Source organism: Winogradskyella pacifica (assembly GCF_003386275.1).
Classification (GTDB): Bacteria; Bacteroidota; Bacteroidia; order Flavobacteriales; family Flavobacteriaceae; genus Winogradskyella; species Winogradskyella pacifica.
Genome location: NZ_QREI01000003.1, coordinates 468,232 through 493,200 on the forward strand (window position 1 = coordinate 468,232; position 24,969 = coordinate 493,200).

The 24,969-nt window shown below is 34.3% G+C and carries 17 protein-coding genes; 7 read left to right on the plus strand and 10 right to left on the minus strand.

All coding sequences use genetic code 11. The features are described from left to right. Positions 1-6,236, minus strand: a 6,236-nt coding sequence (locus tag DFQ09_RS09145) for a BspA family leucine-rich repeat surface protein (protein ID WP_115809581.1), incomplete at its 3' end; no start/stop codon positions are given. 226 nt (positions 6,237-6,462) lie between these two features. Between DFQ09_RS09145 and DFQ09_RS09150 the strand changes: the two genes are divergently transcribed. The 3 genes from DFQ09_RS09150 to DFQ09_RS19185 all read left to right on the plus strand — a co-directional run bounded on the left by DFQ09_RS09150 (position 6,463) and on the right by DFQ09_RS19185 (position 8,512). Continuing rightward, positions 6,463-7,092 (plus strand): NAD(P)H-dependent oxidoreductase, encoded by a 630-nt coding sequence (locus tag DFQ09_RS09150; protein WP_115809583.1) that lies wholly within the window; start codon positions 6,463-6,465, stop codon positions 7,090-7,092. Between the two features lie 79 nt (positions 7,093-7,171). Continuing rightward, entirely contained in the window at positions 7,172-8,365 is a 1,194-nt protein-coding gene (locus tag DFQ09_RS09155) for a DegT/DnrJ/EryC1/StrS family aminotransferase (RefSeq protein ID WP_115809585.1), read from the plus strand. 27 nt (positions 8,366-8,392) lie between these two features. After that, the gene (locus DFQ09_RS19185) at positions 8,393-8,512 is read left to right on the plus strand and encodes a T9SS type A sorting domain-containing protein (protein WP_394347265.1); all 120 of its coding nucleotides are present in this window, start codon (positions 8,393-8,395) and stop codon (positions 8,510-8,512) included. Between the two features lie 81 nt (positions 8,513-8,593). On the opposite strand, the gene ribB is transcribed toward DFQ09_RS19185, so the two are convergent. The 8 genes from ribB to pheT all read right to left on the minus strand — a co-directional run bounded on the left by ribB (position 8,594) and on the right by pheT (position 19,402). After that, positions 8,594-9,742 carry a 3,4-dihydroxy-2-butanone-4-phosphate synthase gene (ribB, locus tag DFQ09_RS09165; RefSeq protein WP_115809587.1) on the minus strand — a complete coding sequence of 383 codons (1,149 nt, stop codon included), beginning with the start codon at positions 9,740-9,742 and terminating at the stop codon, positions 8,594-8,596. A 35-nt stretch (positions 9,743-9,777) separates the two neighbouring features. Beyond that, complete coding sequence (locus tag DFQ09_RS09170; RefSeq protein ID WP_115809589.1) at positions 9,778-11,781, minus strand: LptF/LptG family permease; 2,004 nt, start codon at positions 11,779-11,781, stop codon at positions 9,778-9,780. 17 nt (positions 11,782-11,798) lie between these two features. Next, complete coding sequence (locus DFQ09_RS09175) at positions 11,799-12,440, minus strand: LolA family protein (protein ID WP_115809591.1); 642 nt, start codon at positions 12,438-12,440, stop codon at positions 11,799-11,801. A 60-nt stretch (positions 12,441-12,500) separates the two neighbouring features. After that, positions 12,501-14,945: an FtsK/SpoIIIE family DNA translocase gene (locus DFQ09_RS09180; RefSeq protein WP_115809593.1), complete on the minus strand. Its 2,445-nt coding sequence runs from the start codon at positions 14,943-14,945 to the stop codon at positions 12,501-12,503. 54 nt (positions 14,946-14,999) lie between these two features. After that, positions 15,000-15,773 carry a M15 family metallopeptidase gene (locus DFQ09_RS09185; protein ID WP_115809755.1) on the minus strand — a complete coding sequence of 258 codons (774 nt, stop codon included), beginning with the start codon at positions 15,771-15,773 and terminating at the stop codon, positions 15,000-15,002. A gap of 119 nt (positions 15,774-15,892) precedes the next feature. Continuing rightward, positions 15,893-16,261, minus strand: coding sequence for a diacylglycerol kinase family protein (locus DFQ09_RS09190; RefSeq protein WP_115809595.1), 369 nt, complete (start codon positions 16,259-16,261; stop codon positions 15,893-15,895). A 7-nt stretch (positions 16,262-16,268) separates the two neighbouring features. Continuing rightward, positions 16,269-16,769, minus strand: a complete 501-nt coding sequence (gene tpx, locus DFQ09_RS09195) for a thiol peroxidase (protein ID WP_115809597.1) — start codon at positions 16,767-16,769, stop codon at positions 16,269-16,271. A gap of 206 nt (positions 16,770-16,975) precedes the next feature. Next, a complete protein-coding gene (pheT, locus tag DFQ09_RS09200) occupies positions 16,976-19,402 on the minus strand; it encodes a phenylalanine--tRNA ligase subunit beta (protein ID WP_115809599.1) in 2,427 nt (808 codons plus the stop codon). 267 nt (positions 19,403-19,669) lie between these two features. On the opposite strand from pheT, the gene DFQ09_RS09205 reads away from it, so the two are divergent. The 4 genes from DFQ09_RS09205 (at position 19,670) to DFQ09_RS09220 (ending at position 22,753) form a co-directional block, all read left to right on the plus strand. Further along, positions 19,670-20,884 carry a peroxiredoxin family protein gene (locus DFQ09_RS09205; protein WP_115809601.1) on the plus strand — a complete coding sequence of 405 codons (1,215 nt, stop codon included), beginning with the start codon at positions 19,670-19,672 and terminating at the stop codon, positions 20,882-20,884. A 425-nt stretch (positions 20,885-21,309) separates the two neighbouring features. Next, complete coding sequence (locus DFQ09_RS09210) at positions 21,310-21,465, plus strand: YqaE/Pmp3 family membrane protein (protein WP_115809603.1); 156 nt, start codon at positions 21,310-21,312, stop codon at positions 21,463-21,465. A gap of 14 nt (positions 21,466-21,479) precedes the next feature. After that, positions 21,480-22,121, plus strand: coding sequence for an SDR family oxidoreductase (locus DFQ09_RS09215; protein WP_115809605.1), 642 nt, complete (start codon positions 21,480-21,482; stop codon positions 22,119-22,121). A gap of 71 nt (positions 22,122-22,192) precedes the next feature. Beyond that, on the plus strand, positions 22,193-22,753 hold the full coding sequence (locus DFQ09_RS09220) for a type 1 glutamine amidotransferase domain-containing protein (protein ID WP_115809607.1): 561 nt from the start codon (positions 22,193-22,195) through the stop codon (positions 22,751-22,753). A 108-nt stretch (positions 22,754-22,861) separates the two neighbouring features. On the opposite strand, the gene recG is transcribed toward DFQ09_RS09220, so the two are convergent. Then, positions 22,862-24,964, minus strand: coding sequence for an ATP-dependent DNA helicase RecG (gene recG, locus DFQ09_RS09225; RefSeq protein WP_115809609.1), 2,103 nt, complete (start codon positions 24,962-24,964; stop codon positions 22,862-22,864). Positions 24,965-24,969 lie beyond the last annotated feature (5 nt).

A 24,969-nucleotide genomic window follows, 5' to 3' on the forward strand; every position in this document is an offset into this window, starting at 1 on the left:
AACGTAGTTGCAACATCAGTATCACCATTTACAGGACTTGTAAGATTAGTACAACTAGGTGTGTTAGAAATAATAGTAAAACTTTCAGCGGTACAACCTGTAACTTCAACAGTTCCGTTTATTGGAATAATAGTCACCATAACAACCTCATCATTTAGAAAAGGATTTGTGAAGTTGTAAAAAGTGTCTGTAGTTTCAAAATTTGTAATATTGTTATTGGCAGTACCAGAAATAGTCACTTTGTAGCTTGTTGCATTTGCAACCGTATTCCATGTGATTTGATTTAACGTAGTTGCAACATCAGTGTCACCATTTTGAGGACTTGTAAGGTTAGTACAGCTAGATGTGTCAGAAATAATAGTAAAACTTTCAGAAGTACAACCGGTAACTTCAACAGTTCCGTTTATTGGAATAATAGTCACTGTAACAACCTCATCATTTAGAAAAGGATTAGTGAAGTTGTAGAAGGTATCTGTAGTTTCAAAATCTGTAATATTGTTATTGGTCGTACCAGTAATTGTTATTTTATATGCAGTGGCATTTGCAACAGCATTCCATGTGATTTGATTTGATGTAGTTGCAACATCAGTGTCACCATTTACAGGACTTGTAAGATTAGTACAGCTAGGTGTGTCAGAAATAATAGTAAAACTTTCAGAAGTACAACCTGTAACTTCAACAGTTCCGTTTATTGGAATAATAGTCACTGTAACAACCTCATCGTTTAGAAAAGGATTAGTGAAGTTGTAGAAGGTGTCTGTAGTTTCAAAATCTGTAATATTGTTATTGGTCGTACCGGAAATAGTCACTTTGTAGCTCGTTGCATTAGTTGCAGAACTCCATGTTAATTGGTTTAAATCTATAGCAACATTTGTAGCGCCATCGATAGGACTAACAAGATTAGTACAACTTGGTGTTTCAGGAATAATAGTAAAGCTTTCAGTAGAACAACCTATGGCATTTTCTGTCGCATTAAAAGGAATAATAGATACAGTTACCATTTCTCCATTTAAAAAAGGATTGGAAAAGTTGTAGAATGTATTGGAAGTTTCAAAGTCCGTAATATCATTATTTGCAGACCCTGTGATAGTAATTCTATATGACGTTGCATTTGCTGCTGCATTCCAAGTCATTTGGTTTAGGGTTGTAGTAACATTTGTTTCTCCATTAGCAGGACTCGTAAGGTTAGTACAACCAGGACTTGTAGATATTTGGTCTGACGTAGTAAAAACTTCTTCGCTACAACCTGTTGCATCACCAATAGCATTGTAAGGAATTATAGTAACATAATAGGTTCTGCTATTTTGTAAATCATTGGGAAGGGTATAGGTTGTAAAATTACCGACATCAACACTATTAGCAATTTCAATTCCTCCACTTGTAGTGCCTATGCTAATTAAATATCCTGTTGCGTCTGTTACTGCATTCCAGGTAATGTTTGTATCGATGGCAACATCTATGGCATTATTAAGAGGATTGCTTAAGTTGGTACATAATGGAGGCCTAGGAATGGTCTGTGTTGTAAAACTTTCGGTTGTACATGAATTGGCATCTCCTTCGTCATTATAAGGAGTAATCGTTACATCTATGAGTGTTTCTTCGGGTAAATCTGTAGTAAAGTTATACGTCGTACTATTTCCTACGTCTTCATTGTTTAAAATAATAATGCCTCCAGGATTAGTGACAACATGTATTCTATAGCCATTGGCATTTGTTATAGGCGTCCAACTTAAATTTGTACCAACCATAACTTCTGTATCACCATTTAACGGCAGAGTAAGATTTGTACAATCTGGAACTGTCGCAGCATCTGTAGATACCGTAAAACTTTCTTCTGTACATGGCCCAATAGCGTCACCTTCATCATTAAAAGGAATAATTGTGACAGACACAGTTTCTCCACCTGCAAAATCAGAAGCAAATTCGTATGAAGTAACATCGCCTACGTTTTCATTAATAATTGTTCCACTTGGTTGAATCGTAATTTCTAATCTGTAGCCACTAGCAAACAGTACATTTTCCCATGTTAAATTTGTATTTACAGGGACATCTGTTGCACCGTTTAATGGTAAAACGAGTTGGGTACATTCTGGAATCGGGCAATCTAAAACATCATTGTTTATAGACCAACCGTAATTATCAATAATATCTTGTCGCTGTTGTAAAGCATCGCAATAAAGTAAGGTGTCTGCACCAAGTGTCAATCCGGCTGGTAACGAAAGTTCTGACCAAGCCATTAAAGTAGCGTCATAGTTTTCTCTAGACAATGCTGTACGGTCTAGCATATTGTTAACGTTGGTGACATTGCTTATATCCCATTCCACCAAGTTTTGGTTAAATGAGCTAGCATCTCTAAACATACTTTGCATAGTTACCGTACCAATATTCCAAGCATCCATAGACTGATTATAAGATAGGGCATCCCTAAACATATTCTCCATGGTTTGTACACCTGTAACACGCCAGTTAATTAAGGTCTGATTAAATGCTGATGCACCATAAAACAGAGCTTCCATCGTTAGCACATTACGTACGTTCCAACTGTTTATTTCACCATTAAATGAAATCGCATCTTGAAACATGCCTTTCATAGTCGTAACAGAGGCGACATTCCAACTGTTCATAGTTTGGTTATAGGTTGATGCTTCTCTAAACATGTCCTCCATAGTAGAAACAAACGATACATTCCAAGTATCAATATTTTGATCGAATGTTGAAGCACTTTTAAACATGGCTTGCATGTTAAGTACTTCGCCTGTATCCCAATTATTTAAAGGTTGATTAAAGGCAGTGGCGTCTTCAAACATGGACATCATATTGGTTACTGAAGCAACGGTCCAATTATTTAGTGGATTATTAAAAAGCATGGATGCTTTAAACATAGAATCCATTGCCGTTACTGAGCTTACATTCCATGAATTTAAAGGTTGATTAAATACCAAGGCGCTTTCAAACATCGAAGTCATAGTCGCAACAGCACTTACATCCCAAACGTCTATCGGTTGGTTAAAAAGGGCAGCATTTTTAAACATAGATCCCATATTTACCACTGAGTTGACATCCCATTGGTTTAATGGTTGGTTATAGGCTGAGGTGTTTTCAAACATGCTAGACATGTTTAAGACATTAGTTACATTCCAAGTATTTATGTTTTGGTTAAAAGCTACGGCTCCTCTAAACATGCCGAACATATTACTAACTGATACTACATTCCACTGATCTAAAAGCTGATTGAAGGATTGCGCATAAGAAAACATTCTACTCATAGTGATGGCATTACTAACATCCCAACTGTTTAGCGGTTGGTTGAAGTCAGAGGCACCCTCAAACATCTGTTGCAAATTGATGACACTGCTCACATTCCATGAATCTACAGGTTGATTAAAATCTGCAGCAGATCTAAACATGCTAGACGTGTTAACGACATTACCCACATTCCAATTACTGATATCACCATTAAAATGAGTAGAACTCTCAAACATTTGTTGCATATCGGTGACATTGCTGACATCCCAATTGTTTAAATCTTGATTAAATTCTATGGTATTGGCAAACATCTGTTTGGTGTTAGTGACATTACCAACATTCCAAGAGTTTAAAGGTTGGTTAAAAGCTTCACTATCGTTAAACATATCACTCATAGAAGTAACGCTGCTTACATTCCAAGAATCAATAGATTGATTAAAAGCTTTAGCCGTATTAAACATATTAGACATATTAGTGACGTTGCTAACATCCCAATCATCTAACGGTTGATTAAATATTTCGGCTTGATAAAATAAATTAGTCATGTTTGTTACATTACTAACATCCCAATTATTTATATCACCGTCAAATAACTTGTTTCGTCTAAACATGCGTGCCATGTTCGTAACGTTTGTTAAATCGGGTACATCCGTAGCATTGTACACCATATTATCACAAAACCAAAAGAAATATTCCATACTCTGCCATGGTTGCGTGCCCCATTGGTCTACAGCAATTAATTTTTTATTATCTCTATTGGTGCTGCGGTATATATGTTGAGGGTAATCGCCTATAATTGAAATCGTATAAATACCAGGAATTAAGTAGGTATGTGTTAGTTGATCTGTAACGTTATTATTATACTGATTATCTCCCCAATCAATAGAAAAGTTATACGTTAAACTAGAGTTGACTTCAAGAAATAGTTGGTTTGCTGCGCTTGAGTTAGTATCTAAAATACTTGTGTCTACAGTAAATTTGAAGGCATCCGGACTATTAACCCAACTTTCTATAGTCTTAAACTGTATTTCTTCACAACCAATTGCTGGTCCTTCAGAATTATAAGGAATGACAGTCACAAAAACATTATCGCCAGGCGAGAACTCATTAGTAAAGCTAACACCAATGACATTACCGATATCGTCATTATTATAGATGACTTGTAAAACGTTACCCATATCATCTTCTCTACGAATACTAATACGATAACCATCGGCATTTGCAACCGGATTCCATCTAATATCAGAATTTGCAGGTACGTTAAGATCACCATCAATAGGAGATATGATGTCTGAACATAGCACAAAAGAGCAATTAGCCGTATCGCCAGTAATCGTCCAGTTAAAAGTATCTATAAGGTGTTGTCTTGCTGCAAGTCCGTCACAATAGGTTAGCGTATGAGCACCTAAAGAAATATCTGTCTGAACACTTTGACTCGCCCAATTAATAAGCGTGTTATCATAATTTTCTTGAGATAAACCGCTATTGCTTAGCATATTTACCATATTAGAAACATTACTAATATCCCAAGTTGATAAGGGGTGATCAAAAGCATTAGCAGCACTAAACATATTTTGCATCGTGGTAACATTACTTACAGTCCAATTATCCAAGGGCTGATTAAATTGTGATGCGCCAAAAAATAGATTGTTTGTATTAGTTAGACTTGTCGTAATCCAATTATTAAGAGGTTGGTTAAATTCTGAAGCTTCATTAAACATCCCTTCCATAGTAGTGACCATTGCAACATCCCAAGTATTTAATGCTTGGTTGAAAACAGTACAATTATTGAACATATCAGACATATCGGTAACATTTCCAACACCCCAATTATCTAAAGGTTGGTTAAACGCCATAGCATAATTATCACCGTAAAACATTTTAGACATGTCAGTAACATTACTCACATTCCAACTATTTATAGGCTGATCAAACGATCTCGCTCTTTCAAACATTTCGCTCATGTTGGTCACATTGGTAACAACCCAACTATGTAAAGGTTGATTAAATGTAGCACAGCGTTTAAACATGGAGCTCATATCTGTTACGTTACTAACATCCCAAGTATTAATAGATTGATTGAAAATCATATCTAGAAACCCTTCAAACATCTGAGACATGTCTGTAACATTTCCTACATCCCAATTATCTAGAGGTTGATTAAATTCTCTCGCTCTATAAAACATAGAACTCATGTCTGTAACATTGGCCACATTCCAATTATTTAATGGCTGGTTATAATTTAAGGCTACAGAGAACATACTCGCCATAGTCGTTACATTGGCAACATTCCAATTATTAATGTTTTGGTTAAAGTTAGTCGCTGAGTTAAACATATTACTCATATCGGTTACAACTGCTGTATTCCAACCATCTAAAGGTTCATTAAAAGCTGTACTTTGAAATGTAGAAGCCATAGTTGTCACAGAGCTCGTATTCCAATTTGCCAAGGGTCTATTAAATGAACCTGCACGTGCAAATGTTCCTGAAAGATCAGTTATGGTGCTTGTATCCCAATTATTTAAAATACCGTTGAAAGAATTACAATCTCTAAACATGTTTTTTAGACTCGTCACCTGTGATAAATCTGGAGAATCAATGGCATCGAAATTTAAATTTTCACAACCAAAAAAAGCATTTTCCATACTTTGCCATTGAATAGTTCCCCAACTAAGGATCTCTTCAATTTTTAATTTATCTCCAGTGTCATTAAAATAAATTTGAGGAAACGTTCCTGAAATATTAATAGTATAACTTCCTGAAGACGCATAGGTATGTGTAATGTTTCCTGTAACATTAGAATCTGTATCACCATCTCCCCAATCTATGGTATAATTATAAGTATATAGTGCGTTGGTGGGAATTTCAATTTGATTATCTAAGGTAGAATTACTATCCGTGTTAGATGTATTCCATATTGAGATAAAATCTTGTGTAAAAGCAGTTGTGCTAAATATTAGAGCTAGAATTAATATAATTTTTTTATCCATATACAGTAGTAGGCTTTATCTAAAAAAAGCAGATTTTCGGGACGTGTCAAAAATCATCATTATCGACAAAGCTACAATAAAACAAGTTAAACGGTATTTTTTTGTTAGATTATTTATCAATTTAAGATGGTTTTTATATGAATTAAAAAGGGATCAAATAGTTTTAGCTTAACTTATTAAGGCTTTTTTAAGTTCTTTATTCCTTATTTTTGCTCAAAAAAAGAGCATGTCCATAATAGAGCAATTAAATTGGCGTTACGCGACCAAAAAATTTGATACTACCAAATCACTTTCTAGAGAAAAACTTAATATTTTAAAAGAAGCATTTAATTTAACGGCTGTGTCTTATGGTTTGCAAACTTTAAAATTAGTTGTTGTAGCAGATAAGATTGCAAGAGAGCGTTTAGTAGAGGTCGCTTATGGTCAACGTCAGGTTGTGGATTCTTCTCATTTATTGGTGTTATGTATTCAAAATGAAATTGACGGTAACGATGTGAATGCACATTTTGATACGATAAAAGCGATACGAAACACACCAGATGCGATCCTTAATCCTTTTAAAAAGGAATTAAAATCTACAGTTGAAGATATGCCTGCAGATAAGAAACTCATTTGGGCAACAAAACAGGCTTATATTGCTTTAGGAAATTTAATGACTGTATGTGCTGTAGAAGGCATAGATAGTTGTCCTATGGAAGGTTTTATACCAAAAGTGTTAGATGAAAAATTAGAACTAGAAAAGCATGGATTAAGTTCTGTTTTGTTGTTTCCGGTAGGGTATAGAGCAGATGATGACATGTTCGCTGATTTTAAAAAAGTAAGACAACCAATTTCAAAAACGGTTGTAGAATTATAGCAGTTTTAACTGTGAGAAATATGTAAAATGATATCTTTGTTTTTCAACGAAACATAGACCAATAAAATTAAAATTCAATATGCCAGGATTCGAGTTATTTAGTGATTTAGAACGTAACGAAGTTAATGATGTTTTAGACAATGGAGTCTTAATGCGTTATGGTTTTGATGGCATGCGAAAAGGCCATTGGAAAGCTAAAGAATTAGAATCTGAATTAGGAAAAACGTTTCAATCTAACCATGTTCAATTGGTGTCTAGCGGAACAGCCGCAGTATCTGTTGCTTTAGCATCAGCTGGAGTAGGAGCAGGTGATGAGGTGATAATGCCAACGTTTACCTTTGTGGCGAGTTTTGAAGCCATTATGATGTTGGGAGCTATTCCTATTTTGGTTGATATTGACGATACATTAACTTTAGATCCAAAGGCTGTTGAAGCTGCAATTACCCCAAAGACGAAAGCCGTTATGATTGTACAAATGTGCGGAAGTATGGGGAATATGGATGCGTTGCAAGATATTTGTAATACGCATAATTTATTATTTGTAGAAGATGCATGCCAAGCTATTGGTGGAACTTATAAAGGAAAACCATTAGGAAGCATAGCAGATTTAGGTTGTTTTTCTTTCGACTTTGTAAAAACAATTACCTGTGGAGAAGGAGGAGCTGTTGTCACGAATAACAAAGATTACTATATAAATGCCGATCATTACAGTGATCATGGTCATGACCATGTTGGTAATGATAGAGGTGCAGAAACGCATCCGTTTTTAGGTTATAATTTCAGAATTTCAGAATTACATGCAGCCGTTGGTTTGGCTCAAGTAAGACGTCTGCCAGAGTTTATTGCTATTCAGAAACGTAATTATACGATTCTAAGAAATGCATTATCTAGAGTTCCAGGAGTAACATTTAGAACTGTTCCTAAAGGAGGTGAAGAAAGTTATGCCTTCTTAAACTTCTTTTTACCAGACGCCGAATCTTCGCAAAAAGTAATTGAAGCTTTTAAAACAGGTGGAGTAGATGCATGTTGGAATTACTATCACAACAATTGGCATTATATTAAAGAATGGAACCATCTTAAGGATTTAAAATCGTTGTTTCCAATTTCGACAGAAGTTAAAAAAGGTTTAGAATATCTTCAAACTAAAACCTTTGAGCAGTCTGATTCATACATCGCTCGTAATATTTCATGTTTAATTAAATTGTCTTGGACGGAAGATGAGGTTAAGGATCGTGCTGAAAAGATGGCGAAAATTATAAAAGCGCATATTTAAATTCGACTATAATATTTTCAGATTAGAATTTATTTATACACAAGGGAAACAGAACAGATAAGAGTAGATCAGTTTGAATCTGGTATTTACGTATTAAAAATTTATTCTGAAAAAGGAGAAATCACAAAAAAGATAGTTATAAAATAGTAAAAAAAACACTATGAGTTCATATAAAAAGAGAGCCTCATAATAGATAAGGCTCTCTTTTTTATTCAGATGTTAATGTATTTAATACTCTACGTAATCTACAATCTCCAAACCATAACCAATCATACCAACACGTTTGGTTTGGAGACTATTAGATAATAATCTTAGTTTTCTCACTTTAAGATCGTGAAGTATTTGAGCTCCAATACCAAAATCTTTAGAATCCATACCTAAACTCGGTGCTTTTACTAATTCCCCTTCTATTTGATTGTCTTTCAAAATAGACAAACGATTTAATAGATTCATCGATTCTGCTTGCTGATTAATGAAAATTACAGCTCCTTTTCCTTCTGTATTGATGGCGTTGAACATATTGTCCAATTTTTGATCTGCATTATTGGTTAACGTTCCAAGTATATCATTATTAACTAAGGAAACATTAACACGTGCTAAAACAGGTTCGTCTTTAGACCAACTTCCTTTAGTTAAAGCAATATGAATTTGATTGTTCGTTGTTTGTTGGTAGGCTCTTAGTCTAAATTTGCCAAAACGTGTTTCGATATTAAAATCTTCTTTCTTTTCAATTAAAGAATCGTGCTCCATACGGTAGGCTACTAGGTCTTCAATTGAGATAATTTTTAAATCAAATTTCTCAGCCACTTTCAATAATTCAGGAAGCCTTGCCATAGTGCCATCCTCATTTAAAATTTCGACTAAAATTCCGGCAGGTTGAAAACCAGCTAAACGTGCTAAATCAACAGCGGCTTCAGTATGACCTGTTCGTCTTAGAACTCCGCCATTCTTAGCCTTAAGAGGAAATATATGCCCAGGACGACCTAAATCTTGTGGCTTGGTATCCTTTTCAACTAAAGCTTTTATTGTTTTTGCTCTGTCATGAACAGAAATACCAGTTGTACAGCCTTGTCCTATTAAATCAACAGAAACTGTAAACTGTGTATGGTGCAGAACCGTATTGTTTTGAACCATCATTGATAAATCTAGTTCGTCACAGCGGTCTTCAGTAAGAGGTGCACATATAAGCCCTCTACCATGTTTTGCCATAAAATTGATCATTTCAGGAGTTACAGCTTCTGCGGCTGCAATAAAATCACCTTCGTTTTCACGATTTTCATCATCTACGACAATGATAACCTTACCTTGTTTAATGTCTTCTATAGCTTCTTGAATAGAGTTTAGACTGGTTTGTGTATTCTTGGTTTTAGTAATCATCATAGTGCTTTTTTTTTGACGCTGCAAAGATACGCTTATTTTATATTTTGAAGACAGCTGAGGTAGAAGTCTTGAGAAATTCTACTTCTTACAATTATATACTTTAGTGGATAAATAGGAAGTGTTAATGCGACAATTAAAGGATTGATTCGCTTTCCTTCTTGATTAATAATTTTATAGAATTTGGAATACACCAAAGCGTTAACAATAACATAAATAGCAAAAAATATAAAGGCGATAATACTTAAAGTTAAAGCCGATTCTGTTAATTCTGGAAATTTATTGTTTTTAAACACAAAATGTAACACGAATAGTACAATACCAACACAATAACTGATTAAACTGGTTTTTGAGTAATCATTGTAATCTTTCAGTAATACTCTTGCTTTTATAAGTGTATCCGGAATTTCTAAACCTTCAGACTTTAAACCTTCAAGTGAAATATTTCGATCTAATATATTATGAAGTGCAATCTCTTTTGGCTTTTTATCTAACGTAAATTCATCTTGTTTCTTAATGATGTCAATTAACTCTTCAATAGAATATTTGGAATAAAAGTTATACACTTTAGTATCACTTTCCGAAAGTTGAAGTTTATTCTTAGGATTAAATAATCGTTTCAGGGGGACGATAATAGCATCAAACTCAAAAACGCCTTTATCATTTGTAGCACGGGTTGTAAGATAAATACTTAACGGTAGCATTACAGCTGTAGAAAGCCAAGAACCAATAACAGGACTAAAACTACCTTTTTCAGCACTGTTTTTAGCGAAAATACCAAAGAAATGATAGGTTAGGAAAAGGACAATAGCGATGACCATTGGTAACCCAAGTCCACCTTTTCGTATTAATGCTCCAAGTGGTGCTCCTACAAAAAAGAGAATAATACACGCAAATGCTAAAACAATTTTATCTTGTAATGATATAATGTGCTTGTTTAAAAATATTTGTTTCGTTTCTAAGTTCTTTTCATTAGAATCTAAAATTTGTCTGGTACTATTAGAAGAGTTTAATGCCAAATTCAGAATTTGAATTTTTTGAGCTGTATTATAAAAATCTAAAAGGTTTTTAGCAATTAAAAGAGAATCTTTTGGAATGGTTTTTCTAGTCTTAGTCGTATCAATATTTATATTTAGAGATGCGTATGTACTACGGTTATATAGGGTGGTTGATAAAGTTTCGTAATCGACTTGTCTGTTTTGTTGCAAGGTATCAATTACTTTATTTAGCTGCGCCACACTTAGCATATTATATCTGTCGGTTTGACTTTTTTCATCTAAGTCCTCACTGTTTAGTATTTCTAAATCTACATTGGTAATATAGTTGTCAAAATAACTTTTAACATGCGGTTTGTTCTGATTCTTTCTGACGTCCTTACTGATAACTTCTTCGTAATAATTCCCATTCAACAATTCAAGTTGAAGAATATTAGAATCAGGGCTACTTTTTAATTCCCCTCTTTCAGAAACAATAACTTTATAATTGCCACGTCTTGTGGTACTTTTTTCATGAATAACAACATCTTCTAAAAACTGCCCACGGTCACCAGACTTTTTTGCAACTTTTATATTAATATTTCCAATTTCGTTAAACTGACCTTCAGCAATAGCTAATGCTGGTTTCATTTTAGCGATGTTACGTCTAAGGTTGTAAAAATTATACTCTCCCCAAGGAATCACATTATTTGCAAAAAAGAAACAGCCAATACCAAGCGCTACAATGAATACACTTAAACTTCGCATGGCACGTTGCAATGAAATACCTGTAGATTTCATTGCCGCAAATTCATAGTTTTCTGCAAAGTTACCAAAAACCATTATTGAAGATAATAAAACGGTCAGCGGCACTACCAAAGGAATTAGCTTTGGCATGTAATACAAAATAAATTTAGCAGTCACAGTAACGTCCAAATCTTTACCAGCAAGTTCAGCAATATATAGCCAAACTCCTTGTAAAATAAAGATGAACATGAATATAATAAAGACGCTAAAAAACGTCTTTAAAAATGTGATAAGTATGTACCTATCTAATATTTTCACAGAATTATAATTTAGCCTTAGTCTATTTTATTGATAAAGTAATCACTGTATTTACTTTTGTCAAATGTAAATAAGGTTTTTGATATAGGTTGGTCGGTTTTAAAAGAATTAACAGTTAATGTTGTTTTTGTTCCATTTTTACCAACTTCAATTAAATTGTAAATATGCTTAGTAGTTGCATCAATCCCTAATAAAATATGCTTTATTTCAGAATTAGTATCCATTGGATTGAGTTTTACATACTGAATTTTTCGTCCTTTGATAGTTTGTAAAATGTCCATTTTAAAGCTATAACCATCTTCATAAAACGATAACATTTTGCTTGGTGTAATGGTGCTTTCATCTTCCGAATTATCCGAAGAAATCGTAACTTCTTCATCTTCAGGACTAATAGTGTGTAAGGTTTTTCCATCAAAAATACGTGTAATGCCTAAGATGTTAAGTTTGTATTTTTCACCTTCTATAACGACATCACCTCGTGTTTCTTGTTTAATATTCTCGCTAATATTATTTAATTCGTATTTAAAATCTAAGCTAATATTTTTATAGCTTTTAATTTTTGAGCTTACTTCTTTTAATAACGATTCGGCTTTGGCATCATTCTGAGCGAAAGCATTGAATCCTATAGCAATACATGCGATAATAATTAATTTTTTCATTCCTTTTTGTTTCTGTTCTTATTGTAAAATAATGTTTTTGTTACTTAGTGTAATGTTGTGTTACTGTTCATTATCTAACAACTGATCTAAGGATACTAAATCTGGAACTAAAACTTGACGCGCTTTACTTCCTTCAAAATTTCCAACAATACCAGCTGCTTCTAATTGATCAATAATACGACCTGCTCTGTTGTAACCCAATTTTAATTTTCGTTGTAATAAAGATGCAGAGCCTTGTTGCGCGGTTACAATAAGTTCTGCTGCTTCTCTAAACAATTTATCTCTGTCTGATATATCAATATCAAGATTTGTGCCACCTTCTTCACCAACGTATTCTGGAAGCAAATGAGCATCTGGATATGCTTTTTGTGAACCAATGAATTCTGTGATCTTTTCAACTTCTGGAGTATCTACAAACGCACATTGAATACGGATAAGTTCATTTCCTTGTGTGTAAAGCATATCTCCACGGCCAATTAACTGATCGGCACCAGAACCATCTAAAATCGTACGCGAATCTATTTTGCTCGTTACTCTAAAGGCAATACGAGCAGGGAAATTGGCTTTAATAATACCTGTAATAACGTTAACCGATGGTCGCTGTGTTGCAACGATTAAGTGAATACCAATAGCACGCGCTAATTGTGCAAGTCTTGCAATTGGTGTTTCTACTTCTTTACCTGCCGTCATAATTAAATCGGCAAACTCATCTACAACCAATACAATGTATGGTAAAAAGGCATGACCGTCATTTGGATTTAATTTTCGGGCTTTAAATTTTACGTTGTATTCTGCAATATTTCTACAAAATGCATTTTTAAGCATTTCGTAACGGTTATCCATCTCAATACAAAGTGAATTTAAAGTGTTTATAACCTTAGTGTTATCTGTAATGATAGCTTCTTCGCTATCTGGAAGTTTCGCCAAATAATGACGCTCAATTTTATTGAAAAGTGTTAATTCTACTTTTTTAGGATCAACAAGAACAAATTTTACTTCCGCAGGATGCTTTTTATACAGTAACGAGGTTAACACAGCATTTAAACCAACTGATTTACCTTGTCCGGTTGCTCCAGCCATAAGTAAGTGTGGCATTTTGGCTAAATCGACAACAAAAGTTTCATTGCTAATCGTTTTTCCAAAAGCAATAGGTAAATGCATTTCGGATTTTTGAAATTTTTGAGATGCAATAACCGAACGCATCGATACAATAGTCGAATTTTTATTCGGTACCTCAATACCAATAGTTCCCTTTCCAGGAATTGGCGCAATGATTCTGATTCCTAAAGCCGCAAGCGATAGGGCAATATCATCTTCTAAATTCTTGATTTTTGAAATTCTGATTCCAGCATCTGGTACAATTTCATATAATGTAACTGTTGGTCCAATAGTCGCTTTTATACTCGAAATTCCAATTTTGTAGTTGTTAAGTGTATCTACAATTTTGTTTTTATTTTCTTCAAGTTCATCTTGATCTATAGAAATACCTTCATTATCGTATTTCTTTAATAAATCTAATGGAGGAAATTGATACTTCCCTAATTCGAGTGTCGGATCAAATTGTCCAAAATCTTCAACTAATTTAGCGGCTAAATTATCGGATTCAGATTTTTCTTCTTCAACGGTTTCGACTTCAATTTTTAATTCAGGAGTTTCAATAGTTTCCTCTTTCGGCTTTTCTGTCACTTCCATTTTTAGCATTTCAACTTTAGAATCTGTCTCAGCCTCAGGTTCTGGTTTTGAATGCTTAGTAATGGTCGGTTCTGCCTTTTTTATAGGAATATCTAAAACAGACTTAATAGCTTCTGCTTCTTCAGTTAAACTATTGTCAAAAATAGGTGTCGGTTCTGTTGTTGTTTTATCGGATTGTAAATCTTCTTTGATAGAGCTTTTTGCACTTTTAAAACTGTTTACGAGTGTCTCTCCTGTAATTTTAAATCGAATAGCTAAATAGGTGATAAGACCAAATGTTAATAAGAGTATCGTCCCAATTTTACCGATGTAATCTTGAAAGAATTGATTCATCTCGAAACCAATGGTGCCTCCTAGAAAATCATATTTATGCGTAAAAAATCCGAAAAGAATTGAAAGCCATACAACGATCAATGTTCCCCAAACCCAATGTGATCTTAATTTTGATTTGTTTAAATTCAAAGCGACATAAACACCTGAAAGAAATAATAAACCCGCAAAAATAAAGGAAGGTAAACCAAAGCCTTTAGTAATGAAAAATTCACTTACCCAAGCTCCAAGCTGACTAGCCCAATTTTTATATTCGTTTGAGCGTTCTGGGAAATTATGAAGCACACTTTGATCTTCTTTCCCCGTAAACACAAAGGATAAAAAGGAAATAAAGAGCAGTGCTCCTAAAATAATAAGGAAACTACCAAAAATGAGTTTTTGCTGACTAGTCAACTTAAGTGAAGGTTTTTTAAACGCTCTCTTCGTCTTAGTCTTCGGTGCCGCTTTAGTGGTTGTTTTCTTTTTTGTTGCTTTTTTTGCCATTTTATGCCGAATTTATTTCGGTAGCTAGTTCCGTTTATTTAGGAAATCTATAGTTTAGTTGTAATCTTTTGCTCTTTTAGAAATCCCATTGACATAGTCTTCTATAATATGTAATTCTTTAGCTGTTTCAGAACCTTTAAAATTTGCAATATCTTCAATGGTGATATTAGAATTATAAAACTTTAAATAAGGATCTGCTAATGGTAAATAGGACCAATGCCATTTTTCGAGATTATAACCAGTTCTGCTATTGTCTTTAGTGGTATAAACTTGGTAAAATCCAAAATGATTCGCATTTGCATTCAACCAATCATAGATAGCCTTTCCTTTTCCGGTGCTAAAATACGAATTACTTAAACTATTTAGGTCTAAATCTGTTCCCCAATGGTGACGAGATGAACTTGGCATAGAACTATATTCTAAAATTTTCTGAGCACGTTTTAAAGGCTCAAGATTAGAATAGCTATTCCATTTACGTTCCCAAATCGCTTTTTGTTCATAGAAATTTCTTGTGCCTGATAAAATATGCAATACAACTCCATCTTTTTTAGCAGCCTCATACATGTCTAAAAAAGCCGTATAAACCGTTTTGTTAAGGTATAAGGTTTTTGCAGAATGCTGTGCACTAACTTTACTAAATGTAGAATCTGTTTTATAATCAAATTGTCCTAAAATCAATGCTTTTGTAATTATTATTTTAGGTGTTTCAATTGTTCTTAAAGTATCTGTTTGAGTTGTTATAAGCTCAACAGAACTGATTTTTTTATTCTTTTCATTGCAACTAAACAGCGCTAATACAATAGAAAACGTCGCAATTAATGATTTCATTTTAAAACTTAAAGGTGTTGTTGAATTTGAATAGAACAAAAATACAAATATGAAACGTTTCTAGTCTTAATTCTAGTATGGAAACGTAAATTTAAAGATGTATATTTTAATTTCTAGTATTAAATAAACTTAGGAATATAAATAATACCAGCAATGATAACAGCGACTATAGATGCAATAAAAACGGCACCTGCAGCCATATCTTTTATTAAACCTATTTTTTTGTGATAGTCAGGGTGGATAAAATCAGCAAGAGCTTCAATAGCCGTATTCATGCCTTCAAGGCTCATTACTAAACCAATCATTGTGAATTGCGCAATCCATTCAGTTTTTGAAATATTAAAATAGAAGCCAGCACTTGTTATTACTATGGCAATACATAGCTGTACTTTAATACTGGCTTCCGTTCTAATAAGTATAAGCATGCCTTTAAAAGCAAAAGCGACACTTTTTATTCTATTCACTAGAAAAGATTCTTTCTTTGGCATGCGGTAATTATGCTAAACTTGCTAAAGCGCTATCATAATTAGGCTCATCTTTAATTTCAGCAACTTGCTCAGCGTGCAAAACCGTACCGTCAGTATCAATAACTACAATACAACGCGATAATAATGGTACTAAAGGTCCTGTTTTAAAAGTGATACCGTAATCTTTTCCGAAATCACCTGTTCTAAAATCAGAAAGACTTTCTACGTTATCTAAACCTTCAGCTCCACAAAAACGTGCTAAAGCAAATGGTAAATCTTTAGAGATACACAAGACTTTTGTATTGTCTAATGCACTAGCTTTTTCATTAAATGTTCTTACAGATTGTGCACACGTACCTGTATCAATACTTGGAAAAATATTTAATATGAGTCGATTGCCACTGTAATCTGCATTAGATTTAGCCGATAAGTCGGTTGCTGTAAGTGTAAAATCGGGTGCTTTTGTACCAACTGTTGGTAATTGACCTGTAGTTTCTATTGGATTTCCTCCTAATGTTATATTTGCCATGATTTATTTTTTTTGTGTGTTAAAAATACCAACTTTTATGCGCAATACCCTTAAATAAAGAATAATATTTATCTGTGTTGTTGATGACGCAATACATGCCTGTTTTATGTAGACTAAGAATACTATTGAATTAAACGGTCTTAGATATATAAAAGCCCTTAAGCTATAAAGTTTAAGGGCTTTTTGTATTTGATAATTATTTCTTGTTATCGTAATTCAGCGCCAAGTTTACTTTCAAAATTAGATTGTAGTTTAGACATGATTTTGTCAATCTGTTTATCGTTTAGCGTTTTGTTTTCGTCTTGAAATATAAAACTCACCGCATAACTCTTTTTACCCTGAGGTAAATTTTTCCCTTCATAAACGTCAAATAAATTTACGTTTTTAAGTAATTGTTTTTCGGTCTGTTTGGCTATAGTGTCTATATCTTCAAAAGTAACTTTGTTGTCTAATAGCAAAGCAAAATCGCGTCGTATGGATGGGTATTTTGAAATAGGACTAAACTTAATTTTATTATGTTTTGCCATTTCAATCACATTATCCCAGTTAAAATCTGCGAATAATACATTCTGAGAAATCCCAAAATGTTTCAATACTGATTTTTTAACCAATCCGAAGTCAACTAGTTTTTTCTTTCCAATAGAAAAACTCATCCCTTCACTGAAAACATCAGACGTATTTGGAGTCGATTTTAAACGTGATAAACCTAAACGTTGTAAAATCACTTCTATGGTTCCTTTTAAATAAAAGAAATCACTTGGGTTTGCTACAGCATTCCAACGTTCTTCCGTTTTATTTCCTGTTACAAATAGCGATAAGTGTTTGTGTTCTTCTCGTGCTTCGGTGTATTGATGGTAGGTTTTACCGTATTCAAATAACTTTAAATCGTTACGCTTTCTGTTAATATTATGCGCTACAGCTTCCAATCCAGAAAACAATAACGATTGTCTCATCACTTCTAAATCACTACTAAGTGGATTTAACATTTTTACGTTGTGATCCGCGTTTAAGTCGTCACTCAATTCAACATACTTAGGTGTTGTTAATGAGTTCGCCATAATTTCATAAAAGCCTTGAGATGCTAATTGATTCCCTATGATATTTTGAAGTTTATAGTCTTCAAAACGCGATGAATTTGAAATAGATGCATTCAATTTCGTTGTCGTCGCTATATTGTTATAACCGTAAACTCTTAGGATTTCTTCAATAATATCGGCTTCACGCTGCACATCATTTCTGTATGCAGGTACGGTTAATCCTAAACCAGCTTCGGTAACATTATTCACTTTAATCTCTAAAGAGGATAAGATACTTTTTATAGTTTCTTCTGGAATAGTCTCGCCAATTAATTTTTTAGCATTGTCGAAACTCAACCGTACTTCAAAATCTTTAATTTTCTTAGGATACGTATCTACGATATCACTTGTAATTTCACCACCAGCAATTTCAAGAATTAATAAGGCAGCACGTTTTAAGGCATACTCAGTAAGATTAGGATCAATACCACGCTCAAATCTAAAAGAAGAGTCTGTATTTAAACCATGACGTTTCGCCGTTTTACGAACACTCACAGGATTGAAATAAGCACTTTCTAAGAATATACGAGACGTGTGTTCTGAAACACCAGAATCTAGGCCACCAAAAACACCAGCAATACACATCGGTTTTTTAGCGTTGCAAATCATTAAGTCTTCCTCGTGTAATTCGCGCTCAACACCATCTAATGTGGTAAATTTTGTACCTGCTTTACAGGTTTTAACTTCAATTTTATTACCTGTAATTCTATCGCCATCAAAAGCGTGTAAAGGTTGTCCTAATTCGTGTAAGACGTAATTAGTGATATCTACAATATTATTAATAGGAGATAAGCCAATAGATTTTAAACGGTTTTGCAACCAGGCTGGCGAGGTCTCTACTTTAATTCCTGAAATAGTAACACCACAATAACGTGGAGCTTTTTCGTAATCTTGTACGTCAACATCAACCTTATAAGCTCTAGCATCAACGTGGTAAGAACTTACAGAAGGAGTAATTAGCTCTAATGAGATTTCCTTTTGTAGTAAACCCGCTTTTAAATCGCGCGCTACACCATAATGGCTCATGGCGTCAGCTCGGTTAGGAGTTAGGCCTATTTCAAATACTTCATCGTTTTCTACCTTAAAAAGATCTGCGGCTAGTGTACCAACGTTTACATCGGCACCTAAAACCATAATACCATCATGCGATTCTCCAAGACCTAATTCGTCTTCGGCACAGATCATGCCATGACTTTCTTCTCCTCTAATCTTACCTTTCTTAACGGTCCAAGCTTCACCTTCTGCGGTGTATAGTGTGGTGCCAATAGTTGCTACAGGTACTTTTTGTCCGGCAGCCACATTAGGCGCACCACAAACAATTTGTACAGGTGCATCGGTGCCAATGTTTACAGTTGTCACTTTTAAGCGGTCTGCATTTGGGTGTTGTACGCAAGTTAAAACCTCGCCCACAACAATACCTTTTAGGCCGCCTTTTACAGACTCGTAAGTATCAATACCTTCTATTTCTAAACCCAGATCGGTAAGTAATTCGCCTGTTTTTTCAGCGTTCCAATCGGTTTTTATAAACTGTTTAAGCCAGTTGTATGAAATCTTCATTTTTTCAATTTAGTGAAGCTACAAAGATAGTAATAGTTGATTTGTAATGAAATGTGAAAGGATAAAATTTAGAATTGATTTTAATATTGTGATTTTTGAAGGATTACACACAAATATGGTGTATTATAAGCTACTGAAATATTGGTGGTTTTGTTGTTTTTGGGAATGACGTGTAGCATCTTTTAACGTATTTATTTTACTTTTTATGTTGAAAAACATTCTAGATTTCCGATTTTTAGCAAATAAATTAGAATTGAACATTATACTATGAAAAACCTTATAGGCTTTTTAGCCATTATTTTATTGTCTTCGTGTAAATCTGAAACACCAATTAAAACTTTAGAAGTCGGTTCGTATAGAGCGGTTATTGAAGCACAAGATAATGAAGAAATACCATTCATTTTTGAAGTGACATCAGCAAACGAAATAAAAATATTTAATGCAGAAGAAGTTATTGACGTCAACGAGGTGACTTATGAAAATGATTCGGTTTATATAAAACTACCCGTATTTGAAGGTTATATCGCGGCTAAATTTGAAGATAATAATCTAAAAGGGAGTTTTATTAAAGAAAGTTTAGACCGCACTGTGCCGTTTACAGCAGACTTTAATAAAACGAAACGTTTTGAAGTAAAATCGACGCCATCACAAAATAGTACAGGTATTTGGGAAACCGTTTTTAGTAAGGACATTGCGGATGACGAATATATTGCTAAAGGTGTTTTTAAACAGGAAGGAGATAAGGTAACCGGAACTTTTAGAACAACCACAGGTGATTATCGTTTTTTAGAGGGAATTATGGATGGAGATCAAATGAAACTGTCGACGTTTGATGGAGCTCATGCATTTTTATTTACAGCAACCGTTACAGATTCTACTATGCAAGGTTATTTCTATTCTGGCAACCATTGGAAAGAGCCTTTTGTAGCCAAACGAAACGATACTTTCGAATTGCCAAGTGCTAATAATTTGACGTTTATAAAAGAAGGTTATGATGGTATTGATTTTAAATTTCCTAATACCGCTAATGAGTTAATGTCTATAAAAGATGAGCGTTTTAAGGATAAAGTTGTAATTGTGCAAATTATGGGAACATGGTGTCCAAATTGTTTAGACGAAAGCAAATATTACGCAGAATACTATAAAGAGAATAAATCTAGAGGGATTGAATTTGTAGCCCTAGCATTCGAATATGCAAAAACAAAAGAAGATGCTTTTAGTCGCATAGACCGCTTGCAAGACAATGTTGGTATCGATTATCCGATACTTTTAGCGCAATACGGAACCTCTGATAAAGCCAAGGCACAAGAGAAATTACCAATGTTAAACCACGTGTTATCGTACCCAATCTCTATTTTTATTGATAAAACAGGTAAAGTACGTAAGATTCATACAGGCTTTAATGGACCTGCAACGGGTGAAAAGTATGTTGAGTTTAAAGAAGAGTTTGAAGGGTTTGTTAATGGGTTGTTGGCGGAGTAGAGTGATAGTTTTCGTGCTAAAATGTAGAATATTTGGCCCATTTTTTTAACTCTTTTTTTCGTTCATTTAGAAGTTTTTTTATGCTTTGTATGAATCACTAGTCATAGAATCATTTAAATAATTTTGTGTTACTCGGGGGGTTTAATTGGCTTTTAATATAAGTTATCGCATTCTTTCAATAACTCGTATCAAACGTCAAGCGAAATTAACATTGTCCAATGTAAAAGTCAGTCGTACAGCTTTTAAACATGTCTATGCCTTATTAATACTTTAGTCTACAGTAGTTCGCTTAACCCAATTCTTTCCTTTTAAGCTTTTGATGATTTAACATTTTGTTTTGTCAATATGCGCTAACATAACTATGAAACAAGTCAATGATTTTAAGGTGTTAGCTCTAATTTTGTGTAGAACCAAAAAACAAACAAATGTCTTTACTAACAATCATATTATCGATTCTCTTGCCACCATTGGCTGTATTTTTAAAACACGGTTTAGGAACCGAGTTTTTAATTAGCCTTCTACTAACCCTTGTAGGTTGGTTACCAGGAGTTATTTATGCATTCTATGTAAATAGTAAATAAAAACATAAAAAACTATGGAGAATATATTAGTAGCTGGTGCCAATGGTACCACAGGAAAACAAGTGGTTAATCTTTTAAAAGCATCGCAATACTTTAACCCGATTGCTATGGTTAGAAAAGAAGAACAGCAAAAACAATTTAAAGACGACGGAGTAGAAACCGTACTTGCAGATTTAACAGAAGACTTGACGCATGCTGTAAAAGGCATTGATAAAGTGATTTTTGCTGCGGGTTCTGGCGGAAAAAATGTCTTAGAAGTTGACCAAGAAGGAGCTAAACGTTTAATGGCTGTTTCTAAGATGGCGAATGTTAACCGATTTGTAATGTTGAGTTCTATGGGAGCAGATCAACCAGAAGCTTCAGAAGAATTGCAAGAGTATCTAAAAGCCAAGCAAAACGCTGACGAACATCTTAAAAACAGTGGACTTAAATATACAATTGTAAGGCCTGGATCTTTAACTAATAATGAAGGAAAAGGAACGATAGAATTAAAAGAGAAATTAAATAAACGTGGTGAAATTAGTAGAGCAGACGTGGCGCAAACCCTCGTGAAATCTTTAAATGATGATGCTCCGTATAATACCACATTCGAAATCATAGAAGGTAACACTTCCATTGGTGAAGCCATGAGTGAATTACAATCGACTGTTAGTTAGGTTTTGCCTATGTACATTGAATTTCAATAATACAGACGAAAAATTTAACACGAATTAAAATTAAGATTAACATGGAAAATTTAAATAAAAAAACAGTAGCTATTTTAGCAACAAACGGATTTGAAGAAAGTGAATTAAGAGAACCCAAAAAGGCTTTAGAAGATGCAGGCGCAGAAGTGCATATTGTATCCTTAGAGTCTGGTGAAATTAAAGGATGGGCAGATGGAAATTGGAGTAACTCATATAAGGTAGATAAAACGTTGGATGACGTGAATCAGAAGGATTACAATGCTTTAGTGCTACCTGGAGGACAAATCAATCCAGACGTATTACGTAAGAATAAGGCTGCGGTATCCTTTGTGAAATCTTTCTTTGAAAACCATAAACCAGTTGCTGCCATATGCCATGCACCGTGGTTATTAGCTGAAGCAGGTGTTTTAAAAGGACGTAAAATCACATCATACGATTCTATAAAAACGGATATGATTAATGCCGGAGCTAATTGGGTCGACGAAGAAGTTGTTGTCGATTCTGGTTTAGTAACTAGTAGATCGCCTGAGGATTTACCAGCGTTTAATAAAAAATTGGTAGAAGAGGTTTACGAGGGTAAACACGAAGAGCAGGTGGCTTAATACAAAACATTTTGCTTTGATTAAGAAAGAGAAAAGAGACGTTATAAGCGTCTCTTTTTTTTTTTTTTTTGTTTCAAATTGAATGATTAAAAATGAGTATTCGATGGTTTAGGAAATGTAGTTCCAAATATTACGGTACTTACTCATTTGTCTGTAGGTATGGAGTATGACACTGTGTTCTGGAGACGCTAAGCTAGGATCGGCTTTTAAAATGTTTTTAGCATAATAACGCGACTGTTCTAAAATGTCCTTGTCTTTTACAATATCTGCAATTCTAAGGTTTAAAACACCACTCTGTTGGGTGCCCATAATATCACCTGGGCCTCGGAGTTTTAAATCCACTTCAGCAATTTCAAAGCCATCACTACTGCGTACCATAGTTTCGAGTCTAGTTTTACTATCTTGACTTAGTTTGTGGCTTGTCATTAAGATACAATAACTCTGTTCTGCACCACGACCAACACGCCCGCGCAATTGATGTAACTGCGATAAACCAAAGCGTTCTGAGCTTTCAATAATCATTACCGAAGCATTAGGGACGTTTACACCAACTTCGATAACGGTTGTAGCTACCATAATTTGAGTTTCACCTTTAACAAAGCGTTGCATTTCAAAATCTTTATCGGCAGGTTTCATTTGTCCATGCACAATTGAAATCTGATAATCTGGCATTGGGAATTCTCTAGAGACACTTTCATAGCCATCCATTAAATCCTTATAATCCATTTTTTCGCTTTCTTGAATTAAAGGATAGACGATATAAATTTGTCTGCCTAAAGCGATTTCATCTTTCATAAATTTGAAAACTTTCAATCGGTTATTATCAAATCTATGAACCGTTTTTATCGGTTTTCGTCCTGCTGGTAATTCATCAATCACGGAGATATCTAAGTCGCCATAAACAGACATGGCTAAGGTTCTCGGAATGGGAGTAGCGGTCATCACCAAGACGTTTGGCGGGAGCTCGTTTTTATGCCATAATTTACTCCGTTGCGCCACTCCAAAACGGTGCTGTTCGTCTATAATAGCAAGCCCTAAATTCTTGAATTTAACCTTGTCTTCAAGTAGTGCATGTGTGCCAATTAGGATCTGTAAATTACCATTTTCTAAATTTTCGTGAATTAATTTTCGTTCTGAAGTTTTGGTTGAGCCGGTTAATAGTGAAACACTGATGTTGAGTGGTTTGCACAATTCACTTATTCCTTGGTAGTGTTGAGCTGACAAAATAGCAGTCGGAGCCATTAGGCAACATTGAAAACCATTATCAAGCCCCATTAGCATTGACATAAACGCGACTATGGTTTTTCCTGAGCCTACATCTCCTTGTAAAAGTCGATTCATCTGTGCATTACTACCTAAATCGAGTCTGATTTCTTTTAAAACGCGCTTCTGTGCATTGGTTAATTCGAAGGGTAAATGGTCTTTGTAAAACGTATTAAAATGGTCTCCGACTTTATCAAAAGAGAAGCCTTTTATTTTCGATTTATGAATGAGGTTTTTGATAATTAATTGCAGCTGAATGTAAAATAATTCTTCAAATTTTAATCGAAATTGTGCCCTTGCTAATAGCTCTGGAGTCTTCGGAAAATGAATATTAAAAAGTGCTTCAGGTTTTGAAATTAATTTTAATTCAGCCATAACTGAATCGGGCAACGTTTCTACAAACCGACCTTTGGTTTCCAAAAATAATTGCTGCATTATATTGGTTACAACTTTATTTGTAACACCTTTATTGGATAACTTTTCGGTAGAAGGATAAATGGCTTGCATGGCTGAACGTAGATTGCTTTCGTGCTCCGATTGCAATTCTATTTCGGGATGTGGCATATTGAATTTACCACTAAACCAATTGGTTTTTCCGAAGATGACGTAGTTTTGTTTGACTTTTAAGCTCTCTCTAATCCATTTTTGACCTCTGAACCAAACGAGTTCCATCATGCCTGTGTCGTCCCTAAAGTCTGCGACTAAACGTTTACCTCGCTTTTGGGCGACTTCTCTAAAACCTGTGATTTGTCCAACGATTTGAACTTCTGCATTGTTACGCTGTAATTCATTGATTTTGTAGTATCTGGTACGATCTATATAGCGATTAGGAAATAGATTTAATAGATCTTGATAAGTTTGAATACCCAATTCCGAGCGCAACAAATCTGCACGGTTTGGGCCAACGCCTTTAAGGTAATCGATTGGAGTTTGTAAATTCACACTCATAGTTG

Bases quoted from the DNA above. Each gene is read 5' to 3' on its own strand.
- DFQ09_RS09185 (WP_115809755.1), bottom strand. From the start codon at position 15,773: ATGAAATCATTAATTGCGACGTTTTCTATTGTATTAGCGCTGTTTAGT.
- DFQ09_RS09180 (WP_115809593.1), bottom strand. From the start codon at position 14,945: ATGGCAAAAAAAGCAACAAAAAAGAAAACAACCACTAAAGCGGCACCG.
- DFQ09_RS09175 (WP_115809591.1), bottom strand. From the start codon at position 12,440: ATGAAAAAATTAATTATTATCGCATGTATTGCTATAGGATTCAATGCT.
- DFQ09_RS09150 (WP_115809583.1), top strand. From the start codon at position 6,463: ATGTCCATAATAGAGCAATTAAATTGGCGTTACGCGACCAAAAAATTT.
- DFQ09_RS09190 (WP_115809595.1), bottom strand. From the start codon at position 16,261: ATGCCAAAGAAAGAATCTTTTCTAGTGAATAGAATAAAAAGTGTCGCT.
- DFQ09_RS09210 (WP_115809603.1), top strand. From the start codon at position 21,310: ATGTCTTTACTAACAATCATATTATCGATTCTCTTGCCACCATTGGCT.
- ribB (WP_115809587.1), bottom strand. From the start codon at position 9,742: ATGATTACTAAAACCAAGAATACACAAACCAGTCTAAACTCTATTCAA.
- DFQ09_RS09215 (WP_115809605.1), top strand. From the start codon at position 21,480: ATGGAGAATATATTAGTAGCTGGTGCCAATGGTACCACAGGAAAACAA.
- DFQ09_RS09205 (WP_115809601.1), top strand. From the start codon at position 19,670: ATGAAAAACCTTATAGGCTTTTTAGCCATTATTTTATTGTCTTCGTGT.
- tpx (WP_115809597.1), bottom strand. From the start codon at position 16,769: ATGGCAAATATAACATTAGGAGGAAATCCAATAGAAACTACAGGTCAA.
- recG (WP_115809609.1), bottom strand. From the start codon at position 24,964: ATGAGTGTGAATTTACAAACTCCAATCGATTACCTTAAAGGCGTTGGC.
- DFQ09_RS09155 (WP_115809585.1), top strand. From the start codon at position 7,172: ATGCCAGGATTCGAGTTATTTAGTGATTTAGAACGTAACGAAGTTAAT.
- DFQ09_RS09220 (WP_115809607.1), top strand. From the start codon at position 22,193: ATGGAAAATTTAAATAAAAAAACAGTAGCTATTTTAGCAACAAACGGA.
- pheT (WP_115809599.1), bottom strand. From the start codon at position 19,402: ATGAAGATTTCATACAACTGGCTTAAACAGTTTATAAAAACCGATTGG.